Source organism: Streptomyces sp. NPDC005898 (assembly GCF_040629635.1).
In the GTDB taxonomy this organism is placed as follows: Bacteria; Actinomycetota; Actinomycetes; order Streptomycetales; family Streptomycetaceae; genus Streptomyces.
Genome location: NZ_JBEXWC010000021.1, coordinates 60,511 through 75,860, shown reverse-complemented (window position 1 = coordinate 75,860; position 15,350 = coordinate 60,511). Strand labels below are relative to the sequence as shown.

14 protein-coding genes, 1 other RNA gene and 1 pseudogene are annotated in these 15,350 nt (G+C 74.3%); 11 read left to right on the top strand and 5 right to left on the bottom strand.

The annotated features are described in order from the left end of the window. The first annotated feature begins 22 nt into the window (after nucleotides 1-22). Complete coding sequence (locus ABZ385_RS25160; RefSeq protein ID WP_358698045.1) at nucleotides 23-235, top strand: hypothetical protein; 213 nt, start codon at nucleotides 23-25, stop codon at nucleotides 233-235. Here ABZ385_RS25160 and ABZ385_RS25155 read toward each other — a convergent pair. Beyond that, nucleotides 202-1,479: a histidine kinase gene (locus tag ABZ385_RS25155; protein WP_358913267.1), complete on the bottom strand. Its 1,278-nt coding sequence runs from the start codon at nucleotides 1,477-1,479 to the stop codon at nucleotides 202-204. The two genes, ABZ385_RS25160 and ABZ385_RS25155, sit on opposite strands and share 34 nt — an antisense overlap. Nucleotides 1,480-1,761: 282 nt before the next feature. Between ABZ385_RS25155 and ABZ385_RS25150 the strand changes: the two genes are divergently transcribed. The 3 genes from ABZ385_RS25150 to ABZ385_RS25140 all read left to right on the top strand — a co-directional run bounded on the left by ABZ385_RS25150 (nucleotide 1,762) and on the right by ABZ385_RS25140 (nucleotide 4,779). Further along, nucleotides 1,762-2,616, top strand: a complete 855-nt coding sequence (locus ABZ385_RS25150; protein ID WP_358913265.1) for a MaoC/PaaZ C-terminal domain-containing protein — start codon at nucleotides 1,762-1,764, stop codon at nucleotides 2,614-2,616. Between the two features lie 77 nt (nucleotides 2,617-2,693). Further along, nucleotides 2,694-3,770: a Zn-dependent alcohol dehydrogenase gene (locus ABZ385_RS25145; RefSeq protein WP_358913263.1), complete on the top strand. Its 1,077-nt coding sequence runs from the start codon at nucleotides 2,694-2,696 to the stop codon at nucleotides 3,768-3,770. 67 nt (nucleotides 3,771-3,837) lie between these two features. Continuing rightward, entirely contained in the window at nucleotides 3,838-4,779 is a 942-nt protein-coding gene (locus tag ABZ385_RS25140) for a 3-oxoacyl-ACP reductase (protein WP_358699593.1), read from the top strand. A gap of 114 nt (nucleotides 4,780-4,893) precedes the next feature. On the opposite strand, the gene ABZ385_RS25135 is transcribed toward ABZ385_RS25140, so the two are convergent. Then, on the bottom strand, nucleotides 4,894-5,082 hold the full coding sequence (locus ABZ385_RS25135; protein ID WP_358579930.1) for a hypothetical protein: 189 nt from the start codon (nucleotides 5,080-5,082) through the stop codon (nucleotides 4,894-4,896). A 34-nt stretch (nucleotides 5,083-5,116) separates the two neighbouring features. After that, nucleotides 5,117-6,175, bottom strand: coding sequence for a hypothetical protein (locus ABZ385_RS25130; protein WP_358579927.1), 1,059 nt, complete (start codon nucleotides 6,173-6,175; stop codon nucleotides 5,117-5,119). Nucleotides 6,176-6,380: 205 nt separating this feature from the next. Here ABZ385_RS25130 and ABZ385_RS25125 point away from each other — a divergent pair, with 205 nt between their 5' ends. From ABZ385_RS25125 to ABZ385_RS25115, 3 genes are read left to right on the top strand one after another with little or no spacing between them, the layout of a single operon-like run. Further along, on the top strand, nucleotides 6,381-7,244 hold the full coding sequence (locus tag ABZ385_RS25125) for a Nif3-like dinuclear metal center hexameric protein (protein ID WP_358579924.1): 864 nt from the start codon (nucleotides 6,381-6,383) through the stop codon (nucleotides 7,242-7,244). Continuing rightward, nucleotides 7,241-7,984 carry a C4-type zinc ribbon domain-containing protein gene (locus ABZ385_RS25120; RefSeq protein WP_358580013.1) on the top strand — a complete coding sequence of 248 codons (744 nt, stop codon included), beginning with the start codon at nucleotides 7,241-7,243 and terminating at the stop codon, nucleotides 7,982-7,984. Before ABZ385_RS25125 ends, ABZ385_RS25120 begins: the two co-directional genes overlap by 4 nt. A gap of 12 nt (nucleotides 7,985-7,996) precedes the next feature. Beyond that, nucleotides 7,997-9,601, top strand: a complete 1,605-nt coding sequence (locus tag ABZ385_RS25115) for a bifunctional RNase H/acid phosphatase (protein WP_358913262.1) — start codon at nucleotides 7,997-7,999, stop codon at nucleotides 9,599-9,601. 15 nt (nucleotides 9,602-9,616) lie between these two features. Here the strand turns inward: ABZ385_RS25115 and eda are convergent, their stop codons facing one another. Continuing rightward, nucleotides 9,617-10,243, bottom strand: coding sequence for a bifunctional 4-hydroxy-2-oxoglutarate aldolase/2-dehydro-3-deoxy-phosphogluconate aldolase (eda, locus tag ABZ385_RS25110; RefSeq protein WP_358913260.1), 627 nt, complete (start codon nucleotides 10,241-10,243; stop codon nucleotides 9,617-9,619). A gap of 81 nt (nucleotides 10,244-10,324) precedes the next feature. Next, nucleotides 10,325-11,125 carry a peroxide stress protein YaaA gene (gene yaaA, locus ABZ385_RS25105; RefSeq protein WP_358579917.1) on the bottom strand — a complete coding sequence of 267 codons (801 nt, stop codon included), beginning with the start codon at nucleotides 11,123-11,125 and terminating at the stop codon, nucleotides 10,325-10,327. A 276-nt stretch (nucleotides 11,126-11,401) separates the two neighbouring features. On the opposite strand from yaaA, the gene ABZ385_RS25100 reads away from it, so the two are divergent. The 4 genes and pseudogenes from ABZ385_RS25100 (at nucleotide 11,402) to rnpB (ending at nucleotide 15,233) form a co-directional block, all read left to right on the top strand. Further along, a complete protein-coding gene (locus tag ABZ385_RS25100) occupies nucleotides 11,402-12,844 on the top strand; it encodes an RNB domain-containing ribonuclease (RefSeq protein WP_358913258.1) in 1,443 nt (480 codons plus the stop codon). 194 nt (nucleotides 12,845-13,038) lie between these two features. After that, a complete protein-coding gene (locus ABZ385_RS25095; protein ID WP_358913256.1) occupies nucleotides 13,039-13,932 on the top strand; it encodes an AraC family transcriptional regulator in 894 nt (297 codons plus the stop codon). Then, nucleotides 13,929-14,711 (top strand): annotated as a pseudogene (locus ABZ385_RS25090) (DMT family transporter); the annotation flags it as partial. The gene ABZ385_RS25095 and the pseudogene ABZ385_RS25090, both read left to right, overlap by 4 nt. A 118-nt stretch (nucleotides 14,712-14,829) precedes the next feature. Beyond that, an RNA gene (rnpB, locus tag ABZ385_RS25085) (RNase P RNA component class A) lies at nucleotides 14,830-15,233 on the top strand. Nucleotides 15,234-15,350 lie beyond the last annotated feature (117 nt).

Here is a 15,350-nt window from a genome sequence, read left to right as displayed (position 1 = left end):
CTTGCTTCCCACTGGAGGAATCATGCGTGCACGGACCGCACTCGCCGCCCTGGCACTGGCCGCCACCTCCCTGCTCGGCGGCGCGGCCACCGCGGTCGCCGACGCCGGCTACCCGCAGGAGAGGCAGGACCGGCCCAAGTACGTCGTCAGCGCCGTCAACTCCCTGGGCGAGCGCGACCTGCCGCCCTGCTACCGGGACCTCTACGCCACCCCGTCCGCCACGATCTGCTTCTGACGGACGGTTCCGGTGGCCGGATCCGGCTCGGTGACCGGCAGCACGGCCGTCACCCGGAAGCCTGATCCGGCCACCGGGCCCGAGGTGAGGGAGCCGCCCGCCGCCGCGAGCCGTTCGGCCAGGCCCTGCAGCCCGCTGCCGGGCGGCCCCGCCCCCTCGCCGCGCCCGTCGTCGGCGATCACCAGACGGGCCTGCCCGGCGCCGCCGGAGACCTCGATCTCGCAGCGGGAGGCCCCGGCGTGCCGTACGACGTTGGTGGCGCACTCGCGCACCACCCAGCCGAGCAGCGCCGCCGTCGGCGGGGCGAGCGGCGGCCCCGACCGGCGGACGGCCGCCTCGACACCGGCGGCCTCCAGGAGGTCGCGGGCACGGTCGAGTTCGGTGGCCAGGCTGCCCTCGCGGTAGCCGGTGACGGCCTCGCGGATCTCGGTGAGCGCCTGCCGCCCGACGGCCTCGATGTCGGTGACCTGGCCGAGCGCCGCGCCCAGGTCGCGGGGGGCCAGGCGCCGGGTGGCCTCCGCCTTGACGACGATCACCGAGAGCGTGTGCCCGAGCAGGTCGTGCAGGTCGCGGGAGAAGCGCAGGCGTTCCTTCTCGACGGCGGCGCGGGCCAGCTCCTCGCGGGCGGCGCGCAGGTCCTTGACGGTCTCCGACAGGGCGAGGATCGCCGCCGTCACCATGACGGACAGGAACGTGCCGTACGCGATGCCGGTCGCCTCCCAGCCCTCACGCACCCCGCCGACGACCGCCGCGGCGACGCTCAGCCCGAAGGCCGCCGGGGCGAGCTGCCGGCCCCGCAGCACCGAGCCGGTGGCCAGGCCCAGCAGGGGGAAGAACATCAGCCAGCTCCCGCCGTAACCGAGGGCGAGGCCCAGGGTGATCGCGGCGAGCCCGGCCAGCAGCCACCGCGTCCGCCTGGCCTGCCGCGCCTCCTTGACGAAGGCCCGGAAGACGACGGTGATGTACAGGGAGTTGAAGGCGAGCAGGCCGAGGCCGCCGATCCAGGGGTTCGGGGGCCTGCCCTGGAGGAGGTTGGAGAAGGAGCCCATGCCCATCAGGAGCCAGGGCAGCATCGCGAAGCCGTTGGGCGGCCCCAGCTCCTCGGGCCCCGTGCGGCCGCACCCCTTTCGGGCGCGGGCATGGGCGCGGACCCGGGCGAGCCGGTTCCCCGCGCCGGCCCCCCGGCCGGGGAACCGCCGGGTGCGATCGGGCCGGGCGGGCGTGTCCTGGGATGTCGTTCTCATGGTGACGACGGTACGGAGCCGGGCGCGGCGGCGGCAGATGCGGTTGTCCCGAGCCGGCCGGTACGCCTGTGCCGGCCCGGCCGGGACAAAAGTCACCGTGCCCGCCTCACCTGACGTCCTGTCAGTGGCCTTCCCAACTCCCCGCGCCTCGGCTATACATGGGATGCCGGACTGGAACGCGTTCTAGAACGGCCCGGTTGCGGCCGCGGTGCGGTCGACGGTGCGGACGGTCGCACCGAGGTCTTCCGCCGTCGCCCCAGGAGCCCAAGGAGTCGCCACCCCATGCCCATTGACGCCGCGAAGGCCGTGGCCGCCGAACCCCGGACGACCGAGATCGCCTGGGACCACAAGGACGTCCAGCTCTACCACCTGGGTCTCGGCGCGGGCCTGCCCGCCACCGACCCCGCCGAACTGCGCTACACCCTGGAGTCCCGGCTGCACGTCCTGCCCAGCTTCGCCACCGTCGCCGGCGCCGGCATGGGCGTGGTCGGCGGGCTCTTTGCGCCCGGCGTCGAGGTGGACCTGGCCGCGGTGCTGCACGGCGGCCAGGCCCTCACCCTGCACCGCCCCCTGCCCGTCCGGGGCGAGGCGCTCTCCACGTCCCGGGTCGCCGCGGTGTACGACAAGGGCAAGGCCGCCGTCCTCGTCCTGCGCACCGAGGTCGCCGACACCGAGGGCCCGCTGTGGACGAGCGACGCGCAGATCTACGTACGCGGCGAAGGCGGCTTCGGCGGCGACCGCGGCCCCGCCGACCGGCCGCCCGCCCCCGAGGGCGAGCCCGACCTGGAGGTGGAGCGGCCCGTCCGCGAAGACCAGGCGCTGCTCTACCGCCTCTCCGGCGACTGGAACCCCCTGCACGCCGACCCCGAGTTCGCGCGGCTCGCCGGATTCGACAGGCCGATCCTGCACGGCCTGTGCACCTACGGCATGACGCTCAAGGCCGTCGTCGACACCCTGCTCGGCGGCGACGTGTCCCGGGTGCGCGGGTACGGCACGCGCTTCACCGGGATCGTCTTCCCCGGCGAGACCCTGCGGATCCGCATGTGGCGGGGCGAGGGCCGCGTGGCGGCGGCGGTCACGGCGGTCGAGCGGGACGACGCGCCGGTCCTCGCCGACACCGTCGTCGAGTACACCTGACCCCACCCGGCACGCCACCGGCATCAACGGCTGTACCGGCTTCACCGAGTCTTCTTCGTACGAGAGGAGGCCGCGCCATGCGCGCAGCCGTACTGCACGAGACAGGCCAGGACAAGCTGGAGGTCCTCGACGACGTCGAGGCGCTGGGCTTTGGCCCCGGCAAGGTGCGCATCCGGGTCCGGGCCACCGGCCTGTGCCACTCGGATGTCTCCGCGATGAGCGGCGTGCTGCCGCAGCCCGCGCCCTTCGTCCCCGGCCACGAGGGCGCCGGCGAGATCATCGAGGTGGGCGACGGCGTGCGGGGCCTCGCGCCGGGCGACCGGGCCCTGATCTGCTGGCTGCCCGCGTGCGGCACCTGCCCCGCCTGCAGGCGCGGCGAGACCCATCTGTGCCTCGCCGGTTTCCTGAACGCGGGCACCCCCAACTTCAGGCGCCCCGGGGGAGACGTCTTCGGCTTCGCGGGCACCGGCACGTTCACCGAGGAGGTCGTGGTGGACGCCGGGTGCGCCGTGCCGATCCCCGACGACGTGCCCTTCGACGTCGCGGCCCTCATCGGCTGCGGGGTGACCACGGGGCTCGGCGCGGCCATCAACACCGCCGACGTGGCCGCCGGTTCCTCCGTCGCCGTCATCGGCTGCGGCGGCGTCGGCGTCTCCGCGATCCAGGGCGCCCGGCTCAAGGGCGCGGCCCAGATCGTCGCGGTCGACCCGGTCGCCGCGCGCCGCGAGGCCGCCCTCGGGTTCGGCGCGACGGAGGCCGTCGCCCCCGAGGAGCTGACGGACGCCAAGCAGCGGATCACCGGCGGCGAGGGCTTCGACTACGTCTTCGAGGTCGTCGGCAGGTCCGCCACGGCCCGCACGGCGTACGAGGCGACGCGGCGCGGCGGCACGCTGTGCGTCGTCGGCGCCGGGGCCATGGACGACCACCTGCGGCTCAACATGTTCGAGCTGTTCTTCGACGAGAAGCGGATCCTGCCCTCCCTGTACGGCGGGGGCGACGTCCTGCGCTCGTACGAGCGGGCCATCGCGCTGTGGCGGGCGGGCCGCATCGACCTGGAGCGCATGATCACCCACCGCGTGCGGCTCGGCGAGATCAACGAGGCCCTGGAGCAGATGCGCACCGGGACCGCCCTGCGCACGTGCATCGAGATCTGAGGGGCCGTCCGGGATCCGAGAGGCCGCAGGGGATCTGAGGGACCGCAGTAGATCCGGGAGGACAAAGATGTCACTGCCACTTGAGGGCCTGGCCGCGATCGTCACCGGCGCCGGCCGCGGGCTCGGGCGCGCCGAGGCCCTGGAACTGGCCCGGCTCGGCGCGAGCGTCGTCGTCAACGACTTCGGGCGGCCGGGCCGCGACGGCTCCGGCGAGGCGTCGGCGGCGCCCGCCGAGGAGGTCGTCGAGGAGATCCGGGCCGCGGGCGGGCACGCCGTCGCCCACACCGGCGACGTCGCCGACCACGAACAGGCGCACGCCCTGATCGAGCTGGCGATCGAGACGTACGGGAAGCTGGACATCCTCGTCAACAACGCGGGCATCCTGCGGGACCGGATGATCTTCTCGATGAGCGAGGACGAGTGGGACTCAGTCGTCCGTGTCCACCTCAAGGGTCACTTCAACACCACCCGCTTCGCGTCCGCCCACTGGCGCGAGCGCTCCAAGGCGGCGGGCGGGCCGGTGTACGGGCGGATCGTCAACACCTCATCGGAGGCCTTCCTCGCCGGATCGGCGGGCCAGCCCAACTACGCGGCGGCGAAGGGCGGCATCGTCGGTCTGACGACGTCGACGGCGCTGGCGCTCGCCAAGTACGGCGTGACGGCCAACGCGATCTGCCCCCGGGCGCGCACCCGCATGACCGAGGACGTCTTCCAGGGCTTCCAGGAACCGTCCGACGGCCGCCTCGACCCGCTCTCCCCCGAGCACGTCCCGCCCCTGGTGGGCTACCTGGCCTCGCCCGCCGCCGCCAAGGTCAACGGCCAGCTGCTCGTCGTGCACGGCGGCATGGTCGCGGTCGTCGAACGCCCCAAGGTGGCGGCGAAGTTCGACGCGGCGAAGGAGGTGTTCACGTACGACGAGCTGGACGAGCTGCTCACGCCGTACTACGCGGACCGCCCGCCGAACGAGACGTTCGCGGCCGCCGAGGTCCTCGGGCTCAAAAGGAGCTGACAGGGCGAGGGAAGGGGGGGCGGCGACGGGAAAGTCCCGCCCCCGCGCCGCTCGTGGCGGCAGGGGAGCGGGACTTCTGTGCGAGGCGCCGCGGGTCACGGCGCGACGCGTCGCTCAGGAATCCGACGGCTGCCTGCGGTGGCGGCCCCGCGGCGCCGTGGCCTCGTCGTGCTCGGCCACCGGGCCCCGGTGCCTACCGGCGCCGGAGTGGGCGCCGGCCTGCGCGGCGGCGTGCGCCCCTTGCCACCGCTCGGTGTCCCACTGCGTCTCCGTACTGGTCTCGGTCGACATCTCGTTACTCACCCCGTAAGAAGATCCTTCGTACAACCGAGCGAGTCTAACCGGCCGCCACCCGGCCGGTCAGGGGTGCCTGCTGCAACGGGACGGGCCGGGTCGGGGCGGGCGGTGCCGGCTCGATCCGCACCGTCGCGGGAGGGTCCTGCGCGGGCGCGGGAAGCCGCGCGACACCGCAGGGCACCGCACGCGTCACAAAGGGAAGGTGCAGCTCGCCGTCCTTCGTCCAGCGCCCCGAACCGGCCAACCACCCCTCGGGGGCGCGCAGTTGACGCAGGCGCCGTTCGGCGGGCCGCCAGACGCCGAGCCAGGTGCCCGCCGCGCCGTCGATCCGCAGCGCCACCGCGCAGCCCTCGGGCAGGAGCGTCTGCCCCGGCTGGATCGCGAACGGCGTCACCGCGCAGTCCGCCAGCCGCAGCGACTCCGGGAAGCGCACCGGCAGGGCGCTGCCCAGCACGCCCCAGCCGAGCCGGTCGTGGCCCGGCGCGTTCGAGCGGATGAGGAGCAGGCCGCTGTCGGCGTCGGCGAGCAGCAGCCGGTCGTCGCTCTCCTCGGTGATCTGGAGCAGCGGCGAGACCTCGCCGCCGCGCTCCAGGTCGACCGCCACCGTCTTGACGTTGCCGCCGAACTCCCGGTCCAGGGCGAGCAGCCGCCCCACGCGGTCCAGCCAGACCCCGCCCGAGCAGCGCCCCGGCACCTCGGCGACATGCTCGGGCCCGAACGAGCCGCCCGCCACCAGCCAGACGTCCGTCGAGCGGGCGCCGACCGCGAGGGCGTAGGCGCGGGTCCCGCAGGGGGCGGGCGGCAGCAGCCGCAGGGTGCCCTCGCACTCCACGGAGCCGAGCGGCACCTCACCGGTCTCCGGGCCCGTCGGGTAGAGCAGCGCGAAGGCGTGCCGTCCGGCCACGAGCCGGTGGATGAGGACGCGGCCGTCGGACATCGGCAGCACCTCGGTGCCGGGCTCCTCGGGCTGGTGGCCGGCCAGCGGCACCACGTAGGGCTCGGGGGAGTCGAGCGTCCAGCGCTCGGGGAACCACGCTTCGCCCCGCCGGGCGAGCCGCGCCGCGTAGGAACCGTCCACCGTGATCGTTGCCGCTGTCATCGTTTCGGTGCCACCTCCGGCCCTGAAGCTAGTTTCGTCCGCACTGGCGTGGCATGGGTGGCCGTCCGCTTCACACGGATGGGTGGAGATGTCCCGGTTCGCCTGAGAAGCGGGGGGAGGTTGTGCACTCCACCCCTCCGTGGGTGCCCGGGCACGGTCCGTCACGGGAGACCTGCCGGTCACGGCGGGAAGGTAGCCTTTCCCCGTGCCCCGTCTGTCTGAAGTCATCGCCTCCCTCGACGCCCTGTGGCCCGCCGATCTGGCCGAGAGCTGGGACGCGGTCGGCACGGTCTGCGGAGACCCCGACGCGGAGGTCTCCCGGGTCCTCTTCGCCGTCGACCCGGTCCAGGAGATCGCCGACGAGGCGGTGCGCCTGGGCGCCCAGCTCCTGGTCACCCACCACCCGCTCTACCTGCGCGGCACGACGACGGTCGCGGCGTCCACCTTCAAGGGCCGCGTCGTCCACGACCTCATCAGGCACGACATCGCCCTGCACGTCGCGCACACCAACGCCGACCGCGCCGACCCCGGCGTCTCCGACGCGCTCGCGGGCGCCCTCGACCTGCGGGTCGTACGCCCCCTCGTGCCGGACCCCGCCGACCGGCATGGCCGCCGCGGACTCGGCAGGATCTGCGAGCTCGACCACCCGCTGACCCTCGCCGAACTCGCCGCGCACGCGGCCGGGCGGCTGCCCGCCACCGCGCAGGGCATCCGCGTCGCGGGCGACCCGGACGCGCCGATCAGGACCATCGCGGTCAGCGGCGGCTCCGGCGACAGCCTCTTCGACGACGTACGCGCCGCGGGCGTGGACGCCTTCCTCACCGCCGACCTGCGCCACCATCCGGCGTCCGAGGCCCGCGAGCGTACACCGCTCGCGCTGCTCGACGCCGCCCACTGGGCCACCGAGTGGCCCTGGTGCGAGCTGGCCGCAGCCCAGCTCGACGAGATCTCCGACCGGAACGGATGGGGACTTCGCGTCCACGTCTCGCACACGGTCACCGACCCCTGGACCGCCCACGCGGCGTCCACCCACTCTCCCACCTCTCGATCCACAGGAGCCCCCAACTGAACGCCGCGCCCGCCGACCAGATCCGCCTTCTCGACCTCCAGACCCTGGACACGCGTCTCCAGCAGCTCGCGCACAAGAAGAGGTCGCTGCCCGAGCACGACGAGATCGACTCGCTGACCAAGGACCTGACGCAGCTGCGCGACCTGCTCGTCGCCGCGACGACCGAGGAGAGCGACTGCGCCCGCGAGCAGACCAAGGCGGAGCAGGACGTCGACCAGGTCCGCCAGCGCGCCAACCGCGACCAGCAGCGCCTGGACTCCGGCGCGGTCACCTCCCCCAAGGACCTGGAGAACCTCCAGAAGGAGATCGTCTCCCTCGCCAAGCGCCAGGGTGACCTGGAGGACGTCGTCCTGGAGGTCATGGAGCGCCGCGAGTCCGCGCAGGAGCGGGTCGCCGAGCTGACCGGCCGGGTCTCCTCCGTCCAGTCGAAGATCGACGACGCGACGGGCCGCAGGGACGCCGCGTTCAAGGAGCTGGACGGCGAGGCCGCGACGGTCACCAAGGAGCGCGAGGTCGTGGCGGGTTCGATCCCGGCCGACCTGCTCAAGCTCTACGACAAGCTCCGCGGGCAGCAGGGCGGCGTCGGCGCGGCCAAGCTCTACCAGCGGCGCTGCGAGGGCTGCCGCCTGGAGCTCAACATCACCGAGGTCAACGAAGTGAAGGCGGCCTCCCCGGACACCGTCCTGCGCTGCGAGAACTGCCGCCGCATCCTGATCCGCACGTCCGAGTCCGGCCTGTAGGGACCGCCGGCCGTGCGCGAGTTCATCGTCGAGGCCGACGGCGGCTCCCGGGGCAACCCGGGGCCCGCCGGCTACGGCTCCGTGGTCATCGACGCGGCCACGGGGGAGACCCTGATGGAGGCCGCCGAGTACATCGGCGTCGCGACGAACAACGTCGCGGAGTACAAGGGCCTGGTGGCCGGCCTGAAGGCGGCCCGCCGGCTGGACCCGGCGGCCTCGGTGCGGGTCCGCATGGACTCCAAGCTCGTCGTCGAGCAGATGTCGGGCCGCTGGAAGATCAAGCACCCCGCCATGAAACCGCTCGCCGCCGAGGCCGCGCGGGTCTTCCCGCCGTCCCAGGTGACGTACGAGTGGATCCCGCGCGAGCGCAACAAGCACGCGGACCGGCTCGCGAACGAGGCGATGGACGCGGGCAAGGGGGGCGAGCGGTGGTCGCCGTCGGCGTCCACGGCGGACCTCGACGCCGGCGCCGCGCGAACGGCGGCGACGTCCGGGCCGGCGGACCCCCCAGGGGACGCGGCAGCGGGCGCGGCCAAGGCGCGGGCGGCCCTCGCGGAGGCCTTGGGCGCGGGAACGTCGGGCCCCGACGCCTCGGCCCCGTCCGCCTCCGGTATGGGCGGGTCGCAGACGTGGCCCGCCGCGTCGGGCACGGCCGATGTGAGGGGCGGGACCAGCGGGGCCGGTGGGTCTGACGGGCCTGGGGGGTCTGACGGGACCAGCGTGGCTGGCACGACCGACGTGGCCGGTGCGGGCGGTGCGACCGACGTGGCTGATGCGAGCGACGTGGCCGATGCGGCTGACGCGACCGTCGTAACCGACGCGGCTGGCGCGAGCGACGTGGCCGGTGCGGCTGACGCGACCGACGCAGCCGACGTGACCGCTGCGGCCGACGCCTCCGCGGCGACCGCTGTCGGCGGCGCGGAGAGGGGCGATCGGCGGGCGGCGGGGAGTGTCGCGCGGACGCCGTCCGTCGGCTGGGGGGCGTCCGCCGATCTCGGGGCGCCCGCCACCTTCGTACTGCTGCGGCACGGCGAGACCGCGCTCACGCCCCAGAAGAGGTTCTCCGGGAGTGGCGGCTCCGACCCGTCCCTGTCGGACGTGGGGCGCGAGCAGGCGCGCCGCGCCGCGGCCGCCTTCGCCGCGCGCGGCACCATCCAGGCCATCGTCTCCTCGCCGCTCAGGCGCTGCCGGGAGACCGCCCACGCCGTCGCCGCCCGCCTCGGACTCGACGTCGGCGTCGAAGAGGGCTTGCGCGAGACGGACTTCGGCGCCTGGGAGGGGCTGACCTTCGGCGAGGTGCGCGAGCGCCACCCCGAGCAGCTGACCGCCTGGCTGGCCTCACCGGAGGCGGCGCCGCCGGGCGGCGAGTCGTTCGCGGCGGTCGCCCACCGGGTCGCGGCCGCCCGCGACCGGCTGACCAAGGCGTACGCGGGCCGCACGGTCCTGCTCGTCACGCACGTCACGCCCATCAAGACGCTGGTGCGCCTCGCGCTCGGCGCCCCGCCGGAGTCCCTGTTCCGCATGGAACTCGCGGCGGCCTCGGTCTCCGCGGTGGCGTACTACGCCGACGGCAACGCCTCGCTGCGCCTCCTGAACGACACCTCGCACCTGCGCTAGCCCCGCCGGCCGGGCTCAGCGCAGGGCGGCCGCCTCGCGTGTCAGGGACGCGACGCGGGCCCAGTCCCGCGCGGCGACGGCGTCGGCGGGCAGCATCCAACTGCCGCCCACGCAGCCGACGTTGCCCAGCGCGAGGTACGAGGGCGCGGTGCCGGCCGTGATGCCGCCGGTCGGGCAGAAGCGGGCCTGGGGGAGCGGGCCGCCGAGGGACTTCAGATAGGCGGTGCCGCCGGCCGCCGCCGCGGGGAAGAACTTCATCTCCGTGACGCCGCGTTCGAGCAGCGCCACGACCTCCGAGGTCGTGGAGACCCCGGGCAGGAACGGCACCGCCGACCCCCGCATGGCCTCCAGCAGCGTGTCCGTCCAACCCGGACTGACGAGGAAGCGGGCGCCGGCCGCCGTGGCGTCGGCCACGTTCCGCGCGCTGATCACGGTCCCCGCGCCGACGACCGCCTCCGGCACCTCGGCGGCGATGGCCCGGATCGCGTCGAGCGCGACGGGCGTCCGCAGCGTCACCTCGATCGCGGGCAGCCCGCCGGCCACCAGGGCCCGTGCCAGCGGCACGGCGTCATTGAGGTCGTCGACGACGACCACGGGCACGACGGGAGCGAGATCGAGGACAGAGGGCTTCGCAGACGGCATGCCGGAATCCTGCCCCGGTCCCACAGCATGCGCAAAGGCCGTTGCGCATGTTGCAACACCCCCGGGCGCTCGGGGCCGGCCTCAGTGGATGTCCCGCACCACCACATCCAACGCCCAGGGCTTCCCCGCCCTCGCCGGCGCCTGCGCCTCCACCACGTGCCCCAGCTCCCGCAGCACCTCGACCAGCTCGGCCGGGTCCTTCGGCTGCGCGCCGGTCGCCAGCAGAGACCGTACGATCCGGCCCTTCGTGGCCTTGTTGAAGTGGGAGACCACGGACCGCTTCTCCACCCCGTCGACCAGCTGCGCGTGCAGCACCCGCACGGTCGCCGTCCGCCCGGCCACCTCGCCCTTCGGCTTCCACGCCGCCGCGTACGCCGACGACCGCAGGTCCAGGACGAGCCCGTCGCCCGCCGCCTCGGGCATGACGTCGGCCATCGGCGTGCGCCAGTACGCGCCGAGGGCGCCGAGGCCCGGCAGCTTCACGCCCATCGAGCAGCGGTAGGAGGGGATCTTGTCGCTGACGCCGACGGCACCCCACAGCCCCGAGAAGACGAGCAGGGAGCGGGCGGCGCGGCGCCTGGCGGCGGCGTCCAGAGAGGCGAGGTCCAGCGCGTCGTACAGCACGCCGGTGTAGATCTCCCCGGCGGGACGTGCGCCCGCGGTGCGCAGCCCGGCGTTCTTGGCGACCTCGCCCCGCAGCCCCTCGCTCAGCCCGAGCACGTCCCGCGCCTTCTCCTCGTCGGCGGCGCACAGCTCGACCAGCTCGTCGAACACCGCCCGACGCGCCTCCGCCAGCCCCGGCAACGACAGGGCCTCGAACTTGAGCGGGGCGCCCCGCCCCGAAGAGGCCTTGCCTTCGGACGGCGGCAGCAGGACGAGCACGATCGGACTCCTTGAGCGGTACGAGGGTGACGGGGGACGCGTAAAAGGTTACGGGGGCGCGAGCACCGGCCGGGTCCGCGCGGGCGGGGGCCTCGCGGGGGCGCGTAAGCCGGGGCGCCTGCCCACCCTAGGCAAGCCGGGACACCCGCCCACCCGCCCCGCAAGCCGGGGCACCCGCCCACCCCCCCCCGCAAACCGGAGCCCCCGCCCACCCCCCACAAACCGGACCGCCCGCACAGGGTGCCGAGCCGTCCCCGGCGCCCTACGCTCGGGGGCATGCCCCGCCGCCAGCTCCATGTGACCGGCGCAGCGGAGGCTCCGTTGCGGGCCGCGCTGCGCGAACTGCGTACGGCACTCGACGTGCCCGACGCCTTCCCGGCCGACGTCCTCGCCGAGGCGGAACAGGCCGCCGCCGCACCCCGGCTCCCGGACCACGACGCCACGGACATCCCCCTGTTCACCATCGACCCGCCCGCCTCCGTCGACCTGGACCAGGCCATGCACCTCGCGCGGCGCGGCAGCGGCGGCTTCCGGGTGCGGTACGCGATCGCCGACGTCGCCGCCTACGTCACACCCGGCGGCCCGACCGACGCCGAGGCGCACCGCCGCGTCACGACGCTCTACTTCCCCGACGAGAAGGTCCCGCTGCACCCCGCGGCCCTCAGCGAGGGCGCCGCCAGCCTGCTGCCCGGCCAGACCTGCCCGGCCGTCCTGTGGACGATCGACCTCGACGCGGACGGCCGCGCCACCCACACCGACGTACGCCGTGCCCTCGTACGCAGCCGGGCGAAACTGGACTACGCGGGCGTGCAGCGGGCCATCGACGACGGCACCGCGGAGGAGCCGCTCGCCCTGCTGCGGGACATCGGGACCCTGCGCGAGCACCTGGAGGTCGAGCGCGGCGGCATCTCCCTCAACGTGCCCGAACAGGAGATCGTCGAGCGCGCCGGCACGTACGAACTCGCCTACCGCGCCCCGCTGCCCGCCGACGGCTGGAACGCCCAGATCTCCCTGCTCACCGGCATGGCCGCCGCCCAGCTGATGATCGACTCCGGTACGGGCATCCTGCGCACCCTGCCCACCGCCCCCGACGGCGCCGTCGGGCGTCTGCGCCGCACCGCCAAGGCCCTGCGCATCGACTGGCCGCACCACGTCCCCTACGCGGAACTCGTCCGCTCCCTCGACCCCCGGCACCCCCACCACGCCGCGTTCCTCCAGGAGTGCACGACGCTGCTGCGCGGCGCGGGCTACACCGCGTTCAGCGGCGGCGCGCTCCCCGAACACACCCTGCACGCCGCCGTCGCCGCCCCCTACACGCACTGCACGGCCCCGCTGCGCCGCCTGGTGGACCGCTACGCCTCCGAGCTGTGCCTCGCGGCCTGCGCGGACGCGGGGGTCCCGCAGTGGGTGCTCGCCGCCCTGGACGAGCTGCCCAAGGAGATGGCGGACGGCGCCCGCCGCGGCAACACCGTGGAGCGCGAGTGCGTGGACATCGTGGAGGCCGCGCTGCTCAGGGACCGGGTGGGGGAGGTCTTCGACGCGGTGGTGGTGGACGTCAAGGAGCACCAGCCGGCCGTCGGCACCGTGCAGCTGACCGATCCGGCGATCGTGGCCCGCGTCGAGGGCGGCCCCACGGAACTCCCCCTGGGCGAGCATCTGCGCGTACGCCTCACCCAGGCCGACCCGGAGACGTCGAAGGTCCGGTTCACCCCGGCCTGACGCGGGAGGGACCCGCCGCGCCCGGAGAGACGGCGTTCACGAACGTCCTGGATGTCCCGGACATCCCGGTCCGAGGGTGCGGCCCCGGCCGGCGCGGCATGGAAGCAGGACGTGCGGGCGTTGCCCCTCGTACAGGAAGGTCGAGGTCCCGCGGGCGCCGGCCCGCGCGGAGCGGCACGGGGGAGCGGCGGCACATGAGCGAGCGGACGACGACGGCACGGGCGGGCCGCCCACGCGAACAGGCGCAGTGGGCCAGAGCGCCCCTCGGACCGGGCGGCGAGAGCCTCGACCTGCTGACCGCGCGCTTCGACCGGCACCGGTACGCCCCGCACTACCACGCGGAGTTCACCGTCGGCGTCTGCGTCGGCGGTACCGAGATCATCGACTACCGGGGCGGACAGCTGCACGTCGGACCTGGCACCGTCGTCGTCCTCGCCCCCGGCGAGGTGCACACCGGCGGCCCCGGCGCGAGCGGCGGCTACGCCTACCGGGCCATGTACCCCGCCCCGTCCCTCCTCACCGAGGGCACCGCGACCACGCCGCACTTCCCCGAGCCGGTCATGGACGACCCCGAACTGGCGGCGGCCCTGCGCGCGGCGCACACCGAACTGGGCGGCCACGGCGACCCGTTGGAGGCGGAATCCCGGCTCTCCTGGCTGCTCACCGCCCTCGCCCGCAGACACGGCGCCGCCCGCCCCCTCGCCGACCGCGTACCGGGCGCCGACCACCTCACCCGCGCCGTCCGCGACCGCCTCGCCGACGAACTCCTCGCCCCGCCCACCCTCGCCGAACTCGCCGCCCCGCTCGGCCTGTCCCGCTACCAACTCCTGCGCGCCTTCCGTACGTCGACGGGGATGCCGCCCTACGCCTGGCTCGCCCAGCACCGCGTGACACTGGCCCGCACGCACCTGGAGGCGGGCCTGCGCCCGGCGGAGGCGGCCGCCCTGGTGGGCTTCGCGGACCAGGCGCATCTCACGCGCTGGTTCCGCAGGGTGCTCGGGGTGACCCCGGCGGCGTACCGCGACAGCGTCGGACCGCAACAGCGTTCAAGACGGGGAGCGCCGACGCGGCCGAGACTGCCCGCATGACGGCACGCGGCTGGTTCCTCTTCTCACTCATGGGAGTCCTCTGGGGCATCCCCTACTTCATGATCAAAGTGGCGGTGGACAGCGACCTGTCCCCCTCGTTCGTGGTCTTCGCCCGCTGTGCGCTGGGCGCGGCGCTCCTGCTGCCCTTCGCCGTACGACAGGGCGGGCTGCCCCGCGTACTGAGGACGCACTGGCGCCCCATGCTGGCCTTCGCCGGTGTGGAGATCCTCGGCCCGTGGTGGACCCTGACCGACGCCGAACGCCGCATCTCCAGCTCCACGGCGGGGCTGCTCATCGCCGCCGTGCCGATCATCGGCGCCCTGCTGGCCCGCTTCTTCGGCGACACGGAACGCCTCGGCCCGCGCCGCCTGACCGGCCTGGGCCTCGGCCTCGCGGGCGTCGCGGTGCTGACCGTGCCGCATCTCGGGGGCGGCGACGCGTGGTCCCTGACCGAGGTCATGCTCACCGCGCTGGGCTACGCGGTGGCCCCGCTCATCGCGGCCCGCCACCTCCGCGAGGTCCCCACCCTCCAGCTGATCGCGCCCTGCCTGGTCCTCGCGGCCCTGGTCTACGCCCCCGCGGCGGCGGCCACCTGGCCGGGGACGTTGCCCGACGCCCCGACGCTGGCGTCCCTGGCGGGCCTCGGCGTGATCTGCACGGCGCTGGCGTTCGTCGTCTTCCTGGAGCTGATCCGGGAGGCAGGCCCGACCCGGGCGGTCGTCTTCACGTACGTCAATCCGGCGGTGGCGGTGGCGGCCGGCGTCACCTTCCTGTCCGAGCCGCTGACGGCGGACGTCGTGGCGGCCTTCACGCTGATTTTGGCGGGCTCCTTCCTGGCGACGGCGGCCACGGCGCCGAGCCCGGGGGCCCGGCGGGTAACATGGTCGGCACGGCAGACGAGCCGGGCGGACGGCCGCGTGAAGACCCCTTCGGGGGACCTTCCCGAGGAACGTCCGGGCTCCACAGGGCAAGGTGATGGCTAACGGCCACCCGGGGTGACCCGCGGGACAGTGCCACAGAAAACAGACCGCCCGGCGCTTCGGTGCCGGGTAAGGGTGAAACGGTGGTGTAAGAGACCACCAGTGCCCAGGGTGACCTGGGCAGCTAGGTAAACCCCACCTGGAGCAAGGTCAAAAGGAGACGCCCCGGCGTCTCTGCGCGGACGACCGAGGGCTGCCCGCCCGAGTCCGCGGGTAGACCGCACGAGGCCGGCAGCAATGCCGGCCCTAGATGGATGGCCGTCACCGCGACGTCCGCGAGGACCCGCGGCACAGAACCCGGCGTACAGCCCGACTCGTCTGCCGCCCCCATAGGGGGAGGCCCCTGATCTGGCATTTTGCCTGGTCAGGGGCCTTTTTCCTTCTCCAGGGCCGAGCTGTCGTTGCTCACTCTTTGTAGCTGATTACGGGTGTTTCTCA